The organism is Acinetobacter sp. Marseille-Q1623, from assembly GCF_902809895.1.
In the GTDB taxonomy this organism is placed as follows: domain Bacteria; phylum Pseudomonadota; class Gammaproteobacteria; order Pseudomonadales; family Moraxellaceae; genus Acinetobacter; species Acinetobacter piscicola_A.
In genome coordinates, this window is record NZ_CADDWG010000002.1 from 387815 (window position 1) to 401587 (window position 13773).

12 protein-coding genes and 4 tRNA genes are annotated in these 13773 nt (G+C 40.5%); 4 read left to right on the forward strand and 12 right to left on the reverse strand.

Annotated elements, in window-relative coordinates; all coding sequences use genetic code 11:
* Positions 1 to 15 precede the first annotated feature (15 nt).
* From HUV91_RS14490 to tpiA, 11 genes are all read right to left on the reverse strand, one after another.
* A complete protein-coding gene (locus HUV91_RS14490) occupies positions 16 to 603 on the reverse strand; it encodes a LemA family protein (protein ID WP_130072490.1) in 588 nt (195 codons plus the stop codon).
* A gap of 178 nt (positions 604 to 781) precedes the next feature.
* Positions 782 to 1186 (reverse strand): ribosome-binding factor A, encoded by a 405-nt coding sequence (locus HUV91_RS14495; protein ID WP_174493872.1) that lies wholly within the window; start codon positions 1184 to 1186, stop codon positions 782 to 784.
* Positions 1186 to 3894, reverse strand: coding sequence for a translation initiation factor IF-2 (gene infB, locus HUV91_RS14500; RefSeq protein WP_130072254.1), 2709 nt, complete (start codon positions 3892 to 3894; stop codon positions 1186 to 1188). Before infB ends, HUV91_RS14495 begins: the two co-directional genes overlap by 1 nt.
* 10 nt (positions 3895 to 3904) lie before the next feature.
* Complete coding sequence (nusA, locus tag HUV91_RS14505) at positions 3905 to 5389, reverse strand: transcription termination factor NusA (protein ID WP_130072255.1); 1485 nt, start codon at positions 5387 to 5389, stop codon at positions 3905 to 3907.
* A gap of 40 nt (positions 5390 to 5429) precedes the next feature.
* Positions 5430 to 5954, reverse strand: coding sequence for a ribosome maturation factor RimP (gene rimP, locus HUV91_RS14510; RefSeq protein ID WP_130072256.1), 525 nt, complete (start codon positions 5952 to 5954; stop codon positions 5430 to 5432).
* A gap of 223 nt (positions 5955 to 6177) precedes the next feature.
* Positions 6178 to 6254 (reverse strand) — tRNA-Met (locus tag HUV91_RS14515).
* A gap of 89 nt (positions 6255 to 6343) precedes the next feature.
* Positions 6344 to 6420: transfer RNA gene (locus HUV91_RS14520), tRNA-Met, on the reverse strand.
* 72 nt (positions 6421 to 6492) lie between these two features.
* Positions 6493 to 6569: transfer RNA gene (locus HUV91_RS14525), tRNA-Met, on the reverse strand.
* 48 nt (positions 6570 to 6617) lie between these two features.
* Positions 6618 to 6702: transfer RNA gene (locus HUV91_RS14530), tRNA-Leu, on the reverse strand.
* A 62-nt stretch (positions 6703 to 6764) separates the two neighbouring features.
* Positions 6765 to 7097 carry a preprotein translocase subunit SecG gene (gene secG / locus HUV91_RS14535; RefSeq protein WP_130072257.1) on the reverse strand — a complete coding sequence of 111 codons (333 nt, stop codon included), beginning with the start codon at positions 7095 to 7097 and terminating at the stop codon, positions 6765 to 6767.
* Between the two features lie 9 nt (positions 7098 to 7106).
* Positions 7107 to 7901, reverse strand: coding sequence for a triose-phosphate isomerase (gene tpiA, locus HUV91_RS14540; RefSeq protein ID WP_174493873.1), 795 nt, complete (start codon positions 7899 to 7901; stop codon positions 7107 to 7109).
* 444 nt (positions 7902 to 8345) lie between these two features.
* On the opposite strand from tpiA, the gene pilB reads away from it, so the two are divergent.
* From pilB to coaE, 4 genes are read left to right on the forward strand one after another with little or no spacing between them, the layout of a single operon-like run.
* Complete coding sequence (pilB, locus tag HUV91_RS14545; RefSeq protein WP_174493874.1) at positions 8346 to 10061, forward strand: type IV-A pilus assembly ATPase PilB; 1716 nt, start codon at positions 8346 to 8348, stop codon at positions 10059 to 10061.
* A 26-nt stretch (positions 10062 to 10087) separates the two neighbouring features.
* Positions 10088 to 11314 carry a type II secretion system F family protein gene (locus HUV91_RS14550; RefSeq protein WP_130072260.1) on the forward strand — a complete coding sequence of 409 codons (1227 nt, stop codon included), beginning with the start codon at positions 10088 to 10090 and terminating at the stop codon, positions 11312 to 11314.
* Complete coding sequence (locus tag HUV91_RS14555) at positions 11314 to 12177, forward strand: prepilin peptidase (protein ID WP_174493875.1); 864 nt, start codon at positions 11314 to 11316, stop codon at positions 12175 to 12177. Before HUV91_RS14550 ends, HUV91_RS14555 begins: the two co-directional genes overlap by 1 nt.
* 11 nt (positions 12178 to 12188) lie before the next feature.
* Positions 12189 to 12785, forward strand: a complete 597-nt coding sequence (gene coaE / locus HUV91_RS14560; RefSeq protein ID WP_174493876.1) for a dephospho-CoA kinase — start codon at positions 12189 to 12191, stop codon at positions 12783 to 12785.
* 67 nt (positions 12786 to 12852) lie between these two features.
* Here coaE and HUV91_RS14565 read toward each other — a convergent pair whose 3' ends face one another.
* The gene (locus HUV91_RS14565; RefSeq protein WP_174493877.1) at positions 12853 to 13770 is read right to left on the reverse strand and encodes a DMT family transporter; all 918 of its coding nucleotides are present in this window, start codon (positions 13768 to 13770) and stop codon (positions 12853 to 12855) included.
* Positions 13771 to 13773: the final 3 nt, after the last annotated feature.

Consider the following 13773-nt stretch of genomic DNA (forward strand, 5'->3'; position numbering starts at 1 on the left):
TCAATTTTGATGCATTTAGAAATTTACAGTTGGAGCTTTGGCAGCGCCTGCTTCTGCACTAAAGTTAGGTTTTGTTTTCATACCAATCACTTTTGCAGTCATTGCCTGTGGGAACTGACGTACATAGGTGTTGTAATCTTGCACCGTTTCTACATAGCGTGTACGTGCGGTACTGATTCGGTTTTCCGTCCCTTCAAGCTGTACTTGTAAATCACGGAATTGCTCATTGGCTTTGAGGTCGGGATAGTTTTCAGTCACAGCAAGTAAGCGTGATAATGCACCTGTCATTTGCGATTGTGCTTCTTGATATTTTTTAAAGAGTTCTGGATCATTTAAAACTTCTTTATCCACTTTTAAGCCTGCAACGTTGGCACGTGCTTGTGTCACTTCTGTTAGCACTTGCTCTTCATGTTTAGCATAACCTTTAACGACATTTACAAGGTTTGGCACTAAGTCAGCACGGCGTTGATATTGGTTTTCCACTTCTGACCAAGCAGCAGTGACAGATTCATCTTTTGCTTGCAAAGTGTTATAGCCACAGCCTGAGAATGCTAATGTACTTGCTAATGTTAATGCTAATGCAGCCTTTTTCATTGGATTCATCATGTGTACCCTCAAGTATTTATTTGTAATTGTTCAGTTAAAAGCATATTAGCTGCTTTTAAAATCGATTTATGTTCATTTTTGGTATATCAGAACATTTATTTTATTTATTCATTTTTATATTTTAAATTGCTTGAAAATCAAAAAGCCACCCGAAGGTGGCTCTGATTAAGATGTTTTATTCATCATCTTTCTTTTCTTCTGAAGGAGGTAAATCCTTCACAGCTTCTGCGATCAGACCAAACATATAGTTACCGTATGCATTGGTTTTGTCATAGTGAAAACGCAAACGAGGTGTAATTCGTGTTTTAATGCGATGACCTAACTCATGGCGCAAGAAACCAGAAGCTTTATTTAATACTTCTAAAGTTTCTTTATTTGCCGCTTCACTTTGTTCATCACCTAATTCACGCCCCATTACAGTCACGTAAACTTCTGCATACCCTAAGTCTGGGCTGACTTTCACCGCTGAGATTGTCACAAGACCACCTAAGCGTGGATCTTTCAGCTCTTGACGAATGAGTTCAGAGAGTTCTCTCTGAACTGTATCTGCCATACGCTTAAGACGCTGACTCCCCGCCATTAAAGACTCCGTTTAATGAGTTGAACATCATACACTTCGATCTTGTCTTGTGGTTTGATGTCTTTGTAGCCTTTGACTGCAAGACCACATTCCATACCTGCACGAACTTCTTCAACCACGTCTTTATAACGACGTAAAGATTCAAGTTCACCTTGGAATACAACCACGTCATCACGAAGGACACGAATCGGTTTATTACGGTGTAATACACCTTCAAGTACCATACAACCTGCAGCTGCACCGAATTTACTTGAATGGAAGACTTCACGTACTTCAGCCACACCCAGAATCGTTTCACGATGTTCTGGTGCAAGTTTACCACTCATCGCTGCCTTCACGTCATCGATCAATTGATAGATTACGCTGTAGTAACGAATGTCGATGTCATCAGCATCTGCTTTTTGACGTGCAGTGTTATCCGCACGAACGTTAAAGCCCAGTAAAACCGCTTCTGAAGATTCAGCAAGAATTACGTCAGATTCAGTGATCGCACCGACACCTGAACTGATTACACGGACTTTTACTTCGTCTGTAGACAATTCAGAAAGCGCAACAATCAATGCTTCTAATGTACCACGTACGTCGGTTTTCAATACGACATTCACAATCGGCACATCTTTTTTGCCCATTGAAGCCATAAGGTTTTCAAGACGCATTGCAGATTGACGTTCAAGACGTTTTTGACGTTCACGATCCAAACGAGCTTCAGCAACTTCACGTGCTTTCTTCTCATCGTCAACCACAAGAACTTCATCACCCGCCATTGGTGCCTCAGGAAGACCCAAGATTTCAACTGGAATTGAAGGACCCGCAGATTTAATACGTTGACCATTTTCATCAGTCATCGCACGAACACGACCATAAGATGCACCCGCAAGTACTAAGTCACCTACATTCAATGTACCATTTTGTACAAGAATCGAAGTTACTGCACCACGACCTTTATCAACACGTGCTTCGATTACAACACCTTGCGCCGCACCTTCTTCAGATGCTTTCAATTCTAACAATTCAGCTTGAATTGAAATGAGGTCAAGAAGTTCATCAATACCTTGACCAGAGTGTGCTGAAACCATTGCAACAGGTACATCACCGCCCCATTGTTCAGGCACGATTTCTTTGGTGGTTAATTCGTTTAATACGCGGTCTGGATCTGCAGATTCTTTATCCATCTTGTTGATAGCAACAATAATTGGCGTACCTGCTGCACGTGCATGATCAATTGCTTCCGCAGTTTGTGGCATCACACCATCATCTGCTGCAACAACAAGTACAACGATATCTGTCGCTTTCGCACCACGTGAACGCATTGCAGTAAATGCAGCGTGTCCCGGTGTATCTAAGAAAGTAATAATGCCTTTCTCTGTTTTAACGTGATAAGCACCAATATGCTGAGTAATACCACCTGCTTCACCCTGTGCAACTTTAGCACGACGAATGCGGTCAAGTAACGATGTTTTACCATGGTCAACGTGACCCATGATTGTCACGACAGGAGGACGTGTTGTTTGCGCACCACGTGCTTCTTCTGCCGCTTCAAGTAAGTTATCTTCCGCTTGTGTATCAGAAATCAATACGGGGTTATGACCCATTTCTTCTACAACAAGTGCAGCAATTTCTTGGTCAATCGCTTGGTTTTGCGTAACCAACTCACCCATTTTCATGAGTGATTTAATCACTTCACGGACTTTAACTGCCATTTTCGCAGCCAAGTCAGCAACAACGATCGTTTCACCAATTTCAACATCATAAACTTGCTTTTTAACAGGTTTTTCAAAACCATGTTTATTGGCTTGGCTTGTTTTTAAGCCACGTTTATGTGGATTATGGCTGAAAGATTGCTCTTCTTGACCACGACGACCACCTTTCTTTTGACCACGTGGATTATTCGTGTTGGTACCACGTTTAATTTCACGGTCTTCTTTCGCAAACGAGTCTTCGTAGGCTTGACCCACTAAACCTGCTGCTAATGGAGAGTCATCAACAACACGAATCGTTGCTGTGGTATCTTCATTTGAATATTTAGACGCCATTTTACGCATTTGTTCTAGCGTACGTTGTTGCGCCTCTTCTGCTGCCTTACGACGTGCATTTTCTTCAGCTGCTTTAAGTTTTGCAGCCTCAGCTTCACGTGCTTTTTTCTGTTCAGGTGTTTCAATCGTTTTCACGGTTGCTTTGGTAATTGGCTTATTCGTAGATTTACGCTTAACCACCACCGCCGCTTTTGGTGTTTCTTTTGCAGCTGTTTGCTGTTTTGCAGCAGCACGCATTTTTTCCAAATTCGCTTTTGCAGAGCTTTCAGATTTCTCTTGCTCTTTTACAGGTGCATCAACCTTAGATTTTTGTGTCGCTGCAACTTTTGCTTCCGCTTGCGCTTTTGCTAGTGCCTCAGCTTTGATTTGTTCTGGATCTGGCTTAGTAAAAGTATGCTTTTTACGTACTTCTACATTAATCGTTTTCGCCTTACCCGATGTACTTGCTACTTTAGCAGTACTAGTCGTTTTACGTTTCAACGTGATTTTTCCTGCGTTACCCGCATCCTGACCATGTGATTTTTTCAAATGGTCGACAAGGGCACTTTGCTGTTCTGTTGTAATCTTGTCTTCAGCTTTCTTTTGTGGCAATCCAGCTTCACGCACCTGATCAAGGAGCTTTTCAACAGGAAGTCCTACACTGACCGCTAACTCTTTAATTGACTTATCCGTCATGTATTACCTCCTAGTTAAACCATGATTCACGCGCTTTCATAATGAGTTGACCCGCTTTCTCAGCATCCAAACCTTCAATATCTGCGATATCGTCAGTTGCCTGATCAGCCAAATCATCGACTGTAATAACCCCACGAGCCGCCAAAGCATAAGCAATTTCAGAAGTCACTCCTTCCATTTCTAGAAGTTCTTGACTTGGCTCTTGAATATTTTCTTGCTGTTTCAATGCATCTGCCAAAGCCGCTTCTTTCGCACGACTTTGCAACATTTCCACAAGCTCAGCATCAAGTTCAATCTCATCAAATGTTTCAGCAGGAACATAAGCAATTTCTTCAAGCGAAGTAAAGCCCATTTCCACTAACGCAATTGCAAGATCTTCTTCAATATCAAGACGTGTCACAAACATGTCTAAATATTGTTGAGCTTCATTTTGTTGACGAGCACGATACTCATCTTCAAGCATCATATTTAGCTTATAACCTGTGAGTTCTGAAGCCAAACGAACATTTTGACCTTGTGAACCAATTGCACGTGCAAGCTGATCACTGGTTGCAAAAATAATATCTGCTGTACGTTCTTCTTCGTCAATCACAATACCTGATACATCCGCAGGTTCTAATGCGCTTGCAATATATTGTGCTGGATCATCAGACCAAACCACGACATCAATACGCTCACCATTGAGTTCTTGTTGTACGGCTTGAATACGTGTACCACGCATACCAATACAAGCACCTACTGGATCAATACGATGATCGTTAGTTTTCACTGCAATTTTAGCACGAACACCGGGTTGACGTGCAGCAGCTTTAATTTCAATGATTTCTTCAGAAATTTCAGGAATTTCTTTTTTCATCAATGCCATTAACATTTCAGGTTTTGCACGTGACAATAATAATTGTGCACCACGACCTTCTTTATTCACGCTGTATAAAATGGCATTTACACGTTGTTTAGGACGAAGAATTTCTTTATGGATCATTTCTTCACGTGCTAAATATGCTTCTGCATTATCACCTAAGTCAATAATGAAGCCATCTTTGGTTTGTTTTTTCACTTCACCGTAGATCAATTCACCCACTTTTGACTCGTATGCATCTGCAATTAATGCACGTTCCGCTTCACGGATTTTTTGCACAATCACTTGTTTTGCAATTTGTGCAGCGATACGACCAAACTCGATAGAAGGTACTTCGAGCTCACGAATATCACCAATTGACCATTTTGCAGGATCAACATCAGAAATTGCATCTTGGCATGCTGGCATTTCATGATCTTCATCAGCTACAACTTCCCATTGACGGAAAGTACTGTATTCACCTGTTTTACGATCAATTTCTACACGTAAACGTGCTTCTTCAGAATTTGTGCCTTCGTAGAATTTTTTCTTTGTTGCAGCTACAAGTGCTTGCTCAAGTGCTTCAAAGATCGCTTCACGACTAACACCTTTTTCATTACTAACCGTCTCTGCAACGGTAAGAATTTCACGGCCCATAAGTCACCTACTATTCAAATTCTTATTCGTTAAAATTAATTTAGTCTTGATAGATTAAATTGGCTTTGTCGATATTGTTACTGTCAATTTCCAAGATTTGTTGTTTTTCAACTTCAACTTGAATCATTTCATTTTCAAGATCAACAGATACAAGCTTTGCTTGGAATTTACGACGGTTTTCTACAGCTGCGATTAAACGTAATGCAACTTGTTGACCAACATATTGAGACATTTGTTTCAGTTCAAAAAAAGGACGATCCCAACCTGGAGATGATACTTCCAATGCATATTCACCCGAAATTGGGTCATGTACATCCAGCATTGCACCCACTTGCTGAGTCACACGTACACAATCTTGTACGCCAATACCTTGACCCAACTCAACCTCACCATCTTCATTGATGACAGGTTCAGCATTTTTATCAACTTCTTTGTCAATATAGATACGGAGTAATGAACGTTTACCTTGAGGTAAAAATTCAATTCCCCACAATTCCACATCACAAGCTTGCACCGCAGGAGCAATTAAATCTTGAAGTGCTTGAGTTTTATTTGATAGCTTCATTTACTCTCGTCATTTTGTGCGATTCATGGTCGAAATGACCACCACAGACCCATACACACTATAGTAGTAGTGAAACATGACACTTTAACTTTGCCTATACGGCTCACATCGACACTACACGATAGCCAATAAAAAAGGGCGAAATTCGCCCCTATTATCACATAATAAACCTTAGCCCATTATGCAAAAAGACCCACCTATCTGTGAGCCCTTTTTAGAAACTTGGTAGCGGGAGCTGGATTTGAACCAACGACCTTCGGGTTATGAGCCCGACGAGCTACCAGACTGCTCCATCCCGCATCAATGCTGCAAAATTATATACAAAAAATAAAACAACTTCAAGCGTAGATTTATTTTTCGCCTTAACCAAGTTGCAGCTTGATTAAGATTGGTAGCGGGAGCTGGATTTGAACCAACGACCTTCGGGTTATGAGCCCGACGAGCTACCAGACTGCTCCATCCCGCATCAACATTGCAAATATTATCTCAATTTAAAACTAAATTGTTTATTTTAGTTTGCATCTAAAATAAAGTTGATTGGTAGCGGGAGCTGGATTTGAACCAACGACCTTCGGGTTATGAGCCCGACGAGCTACCAGACTGCTCCATCCCGCATCAACAGATTTTGCTGCATACACCAACTTAAATTTCTGGATTATAAGTTGGTGCGGAAGGGGGGACTTGAACCCCCACGCCCGAAAGCACTACCACCTCAAGGTAGCGTGTCTACCAATTCCACCACCACCGCAGCTGTGACGCATTCTAGTAGCTTGCGTCACAAATTGAAAGGTTTAATTGCAAAATTTGCATTTATTTTGGTGCAGTTGGCGAAGTTTCACCCGTATTTGACTGTGTAGCAGGTGCTGGTTGTGTTGTTGTCTGCACTGTTTTTAAGCCATAAGCATCTGAAGTTTGTTTTTTTGCAAATACTGCTAGACTAAGACTGGTCACAAAAAACAAAGCTGTCAAAATCGCTGTCAAACGGGTTAAAAAGTTTGCTGAACCCGAGGCACCAAACACTGTTGCCGCACCACCACCGCCAAAAGAAGCGCCTGCATCAGCACCCTTACCGTGTTGTACAAGAATCAATACAATCATCAATACGGCTAAAATGATATGTACTACCAGCACAAAACTATGCATGCTGAACTCCTATTTTTTTGATTTTGCGAAAGCTTGAGCAATTTGATAAAAAGACTCAGCATTCAAAGAGGCACCACCCACAAGTGCACCATTAATATCTGCACATGCAGCCAATTCAACAGCATTTTCTGGTTTGACACTACCACCATACAAAATGGCAATCTCTGCACCAAGAGGCGTAATTTGCGATAAACCTTCTCGAATTTTTGCATGCATCGCTTGTGCATCTTCAGGAGAAGCTGTTTTACCTGTCCCAATCGCCCAAATGGGTTCATAGGCTACAATAATATTGCTCCATTGTTCAGCTTTTACAAGTGCAGCGATATCACAAATTTGCTGTAAAACAACTTGTTCTGCTTGACCTTCTTCACGTTGTTTGAGACTTTCACCAACACAGTAGATGATCTTCATATTCGCATTTAAAGCATTTTTAACTTTTTCTTGCACAACAGAAACAGTGTCACCAAAAATTTCTCGGCGCTCTGAGTGTCCAATTAAAACAAATTCAATACCACTATCTTTTAATAAGTCTGCACTTACTTCACCTGTATAAGCGCCTGTACCTGCCATAGATGAAAGATCTTGTGCCACACTGATAATTTTATTCGGTGCATCTGCAAATTGTTGCTGAACAAAGAGTAATGTCAGTGTAGTCGGTGCTACACCTATATGACATTGCTGTTCAGAAATAGGTTCTTGCTGTAATTGTTGCTTTAAATCTTGAATGAGTTGCTGCGAATTCGCTTGCATTGGGTTCATTTTCCAATTGCCGACAACCCAAGGAATAATCGTCGAACCCGACATACACATAACCCTATTATCGAAAAATGTGCACATTCTACACGTATTTTTAAGGATTTCTGCTTTTTTCTTTATTCGCTTGTTGCAAAAATTTAAAAGCACGATTTTGTCTGCGCATTTTTTTGTAACAAAACCACGCTTAACCCTGAGAATAGTGGTTTATTTGTATTTTAAAGTGAAAAAATCCAGTCTAGTGCTTTAGCTTATCAAAATCTTTGGTTAATATAATTATTCTTCAAAATACTGAATACCGAGTTGCAGCTTTTAAATTCATTTTAACAAATGAAACACAAAGTATGGGGATACCTTGTGTTGCATGTATTTTAGTTGCTCGATAAAACTATTGAGATATCTATAAAAAGATCCATAATAAGAAGTCTTCAGATATCAATCTGTTTGTAAGTACTCAGTATTTGAATTATAAAATAAATTAAAGGTGTATTGGGGATGGTGTCACAACAAGGCACTCCGAAGTTTTCGGGGTTTATTCGTCGCTTAGTCGATGACGGTGTTATTGCTGCGCAACAAATGCAATCTGCGCTAGACAATGCTAAAAAAAGTAAGCTCAACATCGTAGCTTATCTGATTGAATATGCAAATTTAAAACCTTTGCAAATTGCTGAAACCATTGCGCTTGAGTTCGCCGAGCCTTTGTTTGACCTTGATAGCTTTGATCCCGAGCAATTCCCTAAAGATGTTATTGAAAGTGGTTTATTACATAAACATCTGATGCTGCCTTTGGTTCAACGTGGAAATGTGCTTTATATCGCCATGAGCGATCCAACCAATATTGAGGCTTTGGATGCTGCACGTTTTAATAGTCGCTTGAATATTGAAGTCGTCATCGTTGAACATCACAAACTCGTCAAATGCTTAGAAAAATACTTTACTGAAGACACCAGTTTTGATTTTGGTGGTGATGATATTGATGTTGATATCATCTCAACTGATGATGTAAATCCTGCAGATGATCACGACGATAATGAAAGCGAAGATGAAGCTCCGATTGTAAAGTATATTAATAAGTTACTTATTGATGCTATTCGTATGGGTGCATCAGATTTACATTTTGAACCTTATGAAAAATCCTATCGTGTGCGTTATCGTGTAGATGGTGTGCTTAGAAGTATTACCAATCCCCCACTGCAACTTGCCACACGACTCGCATCACGCTTAAAAGTGATGTCACAAATGGATATTTCTGAAAAGCGTATTCCACAAGATGGTCGTATTAAACTTAAATTATCCAAAACCAAAGCCATCGACTTTCGTGTCAACTCTCTCCCGACGCTATTTGGTGAAAAACTCGTACTGCGTATTTTAGATCCATCCAGTGCAATGCTGGGTATTGATGCCTTAGGTTATGAGGAAGATCAAAAAGCTTTATTCATGGAAGCTTTAGATAAACCTCAAGGTATGCTCTTAATCACAGGACCGACGGGCTCTGGTAAAACGGTATCACTCTATACAGGTTTAAATATTTTAAATACTGAAAGTTCGAATATCTCCACAGCCGAAGACCCTGTAGAGATTAACTTAGAAGGGATTAATCAGGTGAATGTTAATCCGAAAGTCGGACTGACGTTTTCTGTCGCCTTGAAATCTTTCTTACGTCAAGACCCTGATATCATTATGGTCGGGGAGATTCGAGACCTTGAAACTGCTGAAATTGCGATTAAAGCAGCTCAAACAGGTCATATGGTCATGTCTACACTACATACCAATAGTGCGCCTGAAACCTTAACACGTTTAAGAAATATGGGCGTTCCTTCTTTTAATATTGCAACCTCTGTCAATCTCGTCATTGCACAACGTTTGGCACGCCGCTTATGTACACATTGTAAAGCACCTGTTGAAATTCCTAAACATAGCCTCTTAGAAATGGGCTTTACTGAAGAGGATTTAGCACACCCTGATTTCCAAGTGTTTCAACCTGTGGGTTGCCCAGAATGTCGTGAAGGCTATAAAGGGCGTGTTGGGGTATATGAAGTGATGAAAGTGACACCTGAGATTTCAAAAATTATTATGGAAGATGGTAATGCCTTAGAAATTGCTGAAGCATCTGCCAAACTGGGGTTTAATAATTTACGACGCTCAGGACTGATTAAAGTCATGAATGGTTTAACATCACTACAAGAAATTAATCGCGTCACCAGCGAATAAACAGAATACTAAAAAGGAATACAATTATGGCTGTCAAGAAAGCACAAATGATGCCGACATTCATTTATGACGGGGTAGATCGTAAAGGGGTTAAGATTAAAGGGGAACTGCCTGCGCGTAATATGGCTTTAGCCAAAGTCACACTAAGAAAACAAGGCATTAATATTAAAACCATTCGAGAAAAGAAGAAAAATATTCTCGAGGGTTTAATGAAAAAGAAAGTCACCACTTTAGATATCACGATTTTTACTCGACAACTTGCGACCATGATGAAAGCGGGGGTACCTTTAGTACAAAGCTTTGAAATTGTTGCCGAAGGTCTAGATAATCCCGCAATGCGTGAAGTCGTGTTAGGGATTAAAGGTGAAGTTGAAGGGGGGAATACTTTTGCTGGGGCATTAAAGAAATATCCACAATATTTCGACCGCTTGTTTTGCTCACTGGTTGAGTCAGGTGAACAATCGGGTGCACTTGAAACTATGTTAGACCGTGTCGCGATTTATAAAGAAAAAAGTGAGCTTTTAAAACAAAAAATTAAAAAAGCCATGAAATATCCTATTGCAGTTATTGTCGTCGCAATCGTGGTTACCATTATTTTGATGGTTAAAGTTGTTCCCGTTTTCCAAGATCTTTTCTCATCTTTTGGCGCTGATCTTCCTGCTTTCACTCAGATGGTGGTCAACATGTCAAAATGGATGCAAAGTTATTGGTTTATCTTGATTATTGGTATTGGGGTCGTGATTACTGCATTTCTTGAAACCAAAAAGCGGAGTAAAAAATTTCGTGATTTCCTTGATAAAGCTGCACTCAAAGCCCCTATTTTTGGCGACTTGGTCTATAAAGCGATTATTGCGCGTTATAGTCGTACGCTTGCCACGACCTTCGCGGCAGGTGTGCCATTAATTGATGCGCTCGAATCTACAGCAGGCGCAACCAATAATGTTGTCTATGAAGAAGCCGTAATGAAAATTCGTGATGACGTGGCAACAGGTCAACAATTACAATTTGCAATGCGCCTCACCAATTTATTCCCTTCAATGGCCATTCAAATGGTTGCTATTGGGGAAGAATCAGGTTCGTTAGATGCCATGCTTGATAAAGTTGCAACACACTTCGAAAACGAAGTCGATAATGCGGTAGATGGCTTAACCTCAATGATGGAGCCATTAATCATGGCTGTACTCGGGGTGCTTGTTGGTGGTCTCGTGATTGCCATGTACCTTCCAATCTTCCAAATGGGTTCTGTAGTCTAATGGCTGATATTCTCAACTATTTCATCATCACACCCAGTGCGCTATATCTATTCGTTGGTCTACTTGGGTTATGTATTGGTAGTTTTTTAAATGTTGTGATTTATCGCACACCCAAAATGATGGAGCAAGAATGGCAACAAGAATGCCAACTCTTGCTGCATCCAGAACAAGCCATTATTGATCAAAGTAAACTGACACTAAGCACACCTGCTTCAACTTGTCCAAAATGTAAATCGCCGATTCATTGGTATCAAAACATTCCTGTGATCAGCTGGTTAGTTTTACGTGGTCAATGTGGGACATGTAAAAACCCAATTAGCATTCGCTATCCATTTATTGAAGTCTTAACTGCCTGTTGCTCTCTTTTAGTGGTTGCTGTTTATGGACCAACGCTTGCGATGCTATTTGGTCTCATCCTAACATGGACACTTATTGCACTCACGTTTATCGATTTCGATACACAACTGCTACCAGACCGCTTCACTTTGCCTTTAGCTGCACTAGGTTTAGGTATTAATAGTTTTGCTATTTATACCTCTGCCACTTCTGCGATTTGGGGCTATATCATCGGTTTTTTATGCTTATGGGTGGTCTATTATGCGTTTAAACTCATCACAGGCAAAGAAGGCATGGGCTATGGCGATTTTAAATTACTCGCTGCTCTAGGTGCATGGATGGGACCTCTCATGCTTCCATTAATTGTACTACTCTCCTCTTTGGTGGGGGCGATTATTGGTATTATTTTACTTAAAGTTCGTAAAGAAAATCAGCCTTTCGCTTTTGGTCCTTATATTGCAATTGCGGGTTGGATTGCCTTTTTATGGGGCGAACAAATTATGAAAGTCTATTTAGGACAAAATTAAAAGGTCGAAATATGAAGTTTATCTTGGGTTTAACAGGTGGTATTGGCAGTGGGAAGACCGCAGCAACACAATGGTTTGAAACCCAAGGAATCCAAGTTGTGGATGCTGATATTGTCGCACGTGAAATTGTGGCAAAAGGGCAACCTGCCTTAACGCAAATTGCTCAAAGTTTTGGAGAATGGGTTCTTTTAGACAATGGTGAACTTGATCGTCGTGCACTAAGAGAGCATATTTTCAAAGACCCTTCAGCTCGCCACACACTAGAAAAGATTACGCATCCTGCAATTCGCCTGTCGATTATTCAACAACTCCAAGCTGCAACGAGCCCCTATGTCATTTTGGTTTCACCCTTATTATTTGAAACCAATCAGCATCAACTCACACAACACACCCTTTTAATTGATGCATCAGAAGAATTACAAATCTTCCGTGCCTCACAACGTGATGGGCAGAATATAGAACAGATTAAAAATATTATTGCGGCACAAATGCCAAGAGCCGAAAAACAAAAACTTGCCAATGATATTGTGGTTAATGATGGGCATCTTGATCACTTATACGCACATTTAGCCCCTTTACACCAAAAATATCTAAACATGGCTGAATAATTTTCACACTGAAAAGCAAATAAAGTGTATTCACCTTGCAATGAATACACGCGCTCATCAGCTTATATTATTTATTTTTTTGTTGATCCAATCGTGCTTGCAAACTGTCTTTGCGTCCAAACCAACGCCACGGCTGCAAGGCTCCTATCCCCATCCCCAGCAAACCACATACAATTGCTAAACTTAATGGCTCACCTAACAGTGGCACAGCAATAATTGCCGCAATAAAAGGTGCTAAAGTCACAATACTCCCCGTTTGGAAAGCACCGAGTCGTTTAATGGCTTCAACATAAGTTAATGTCGCGACAATCACCACAAAAACACCATGAAAAATAGTTTGCATTGCCAAATGAGATACTGTCGCTTGATCTAAATGCTTCGGTAAAAAGAGTAAATAAATCGGCACATAGATCAATGCAGACCAAATCGCAACGCCTGCCATACTATGCCAAGCTGACAATTTCCACTGCTTTAACAGCACGGTAAATATGCCCCACCAAATTGCGCTCAGAAAAAATAAGCCATCACCGAAACTAAAAGCAACACCTGTTTCTTGGTACATGAGATAACTCATGCCTGCAATTGCACTCAGCATAATCGTTAGGCTGAACCATGTATGGCGATCAAACGGCTGTTTAAATAAGAAATAAGCTGCAAGCGCAGTACACAACGGCAAACAACCATTTAAAAAAATTGCTGCATGTGCAGCAGGGACATAATGAAAAGCGCTATAGGATGTCAGGCAGTATGTAACCCCACCTAACATTGCCAGAATAAAAGGCTCTTTTTTCCATAAAAAAGCCGTATCTTTTTTATAAATGAGAATCGGCATCAAAATGCAAAATGCCAAACTAAAGCGTAATGCGGTAATATCCCAAGGACTAATATGCCATAATGCATTAAGCCTTGATGTAATCGTAAAACCTCCCCAAATACACATCGTGATTGCTACAAAAACATAGCCTTGCGTGCGGGAGGTCATCATGAT

Coding starts and splice junctions, on each gene's coding strand:
- HUV91_RS14490 (WP_130072490.1), bottom strand. CDS start 603: ATGAATCCAATGAAAAAGGCTGCATTAGCATTAACATTAGCAAGTACA.
- HUV91_RS14495 (WP_174493872.1), bottom strand. CDS start 1,186: ATGGCGGGGAGTCAGCGTCTTAAGCGTATGGCAGATACAGTTCAGAGA.
- infB (WP_130072254.1), bottom strand. CDS start 3,894: ATGACGGATAAGTCAATTAAAGAGTTAGCGGTCAGTGTAGGACTTCCT.
- nusA (WP_130072255.1), bottom strand. CDS start 5,389: ATGGGCCGTGAAATTCTTACCGTTGCAGAGACGGTTAGTAATGAAAAA.
- rimP (WP_130072256.1), bottom strand. CDS start 5,954: ATGAAGCTATCAAATAAAACTCAAGCACTTCAAGATTTAATTGCTCCT.
- secG (WP_130072257.1), bottom strand. CDS start 7,097: ATGCATAGTTTTGTGCTGGTAGTACATATCATTTTAGCCGTATTGATG.
- tpiA (WP_174493873.1), bottom strand. CDS start 7,901: ATGTCGGGTTCGACGATTATTCCTTGGGTTGTCGGCAATTGGAAAATG.
- pilB (WP_174493874.1), top strand. CDS start 8,346: ATGGTGTCACAACAAGGCACTCCGAAGTTTTCGGGGTTTATTCGTCGC.
- HUV91_RS14550 (WP_130072260.1), top strand. CDS start 10,088: ATGGCTGTCAAGAAAGCACAAATGATGCCGACATTCATTTATGACGGG.
- HUV91_RS14555 (WP_174493875.1), top strand. CDS start 11,314: ATGGCTGATATTCTCAACTATTTCATCATCACACCCAGTGCGCTATAT.
- coaE (WP_174493876.1), top strand. CDS start 12,189: ATGAAGTTTATCTTGGGTTTAACAGGTGGTATTGGCAGTGGGAAGACC.
- HUV91_RS14565 (WP_174493877.1), bottom strand. CDS start 13,770: ATGATGACCTCCCGCACGCAAGGCTATGTTTTTGTAGCAATCACGATG.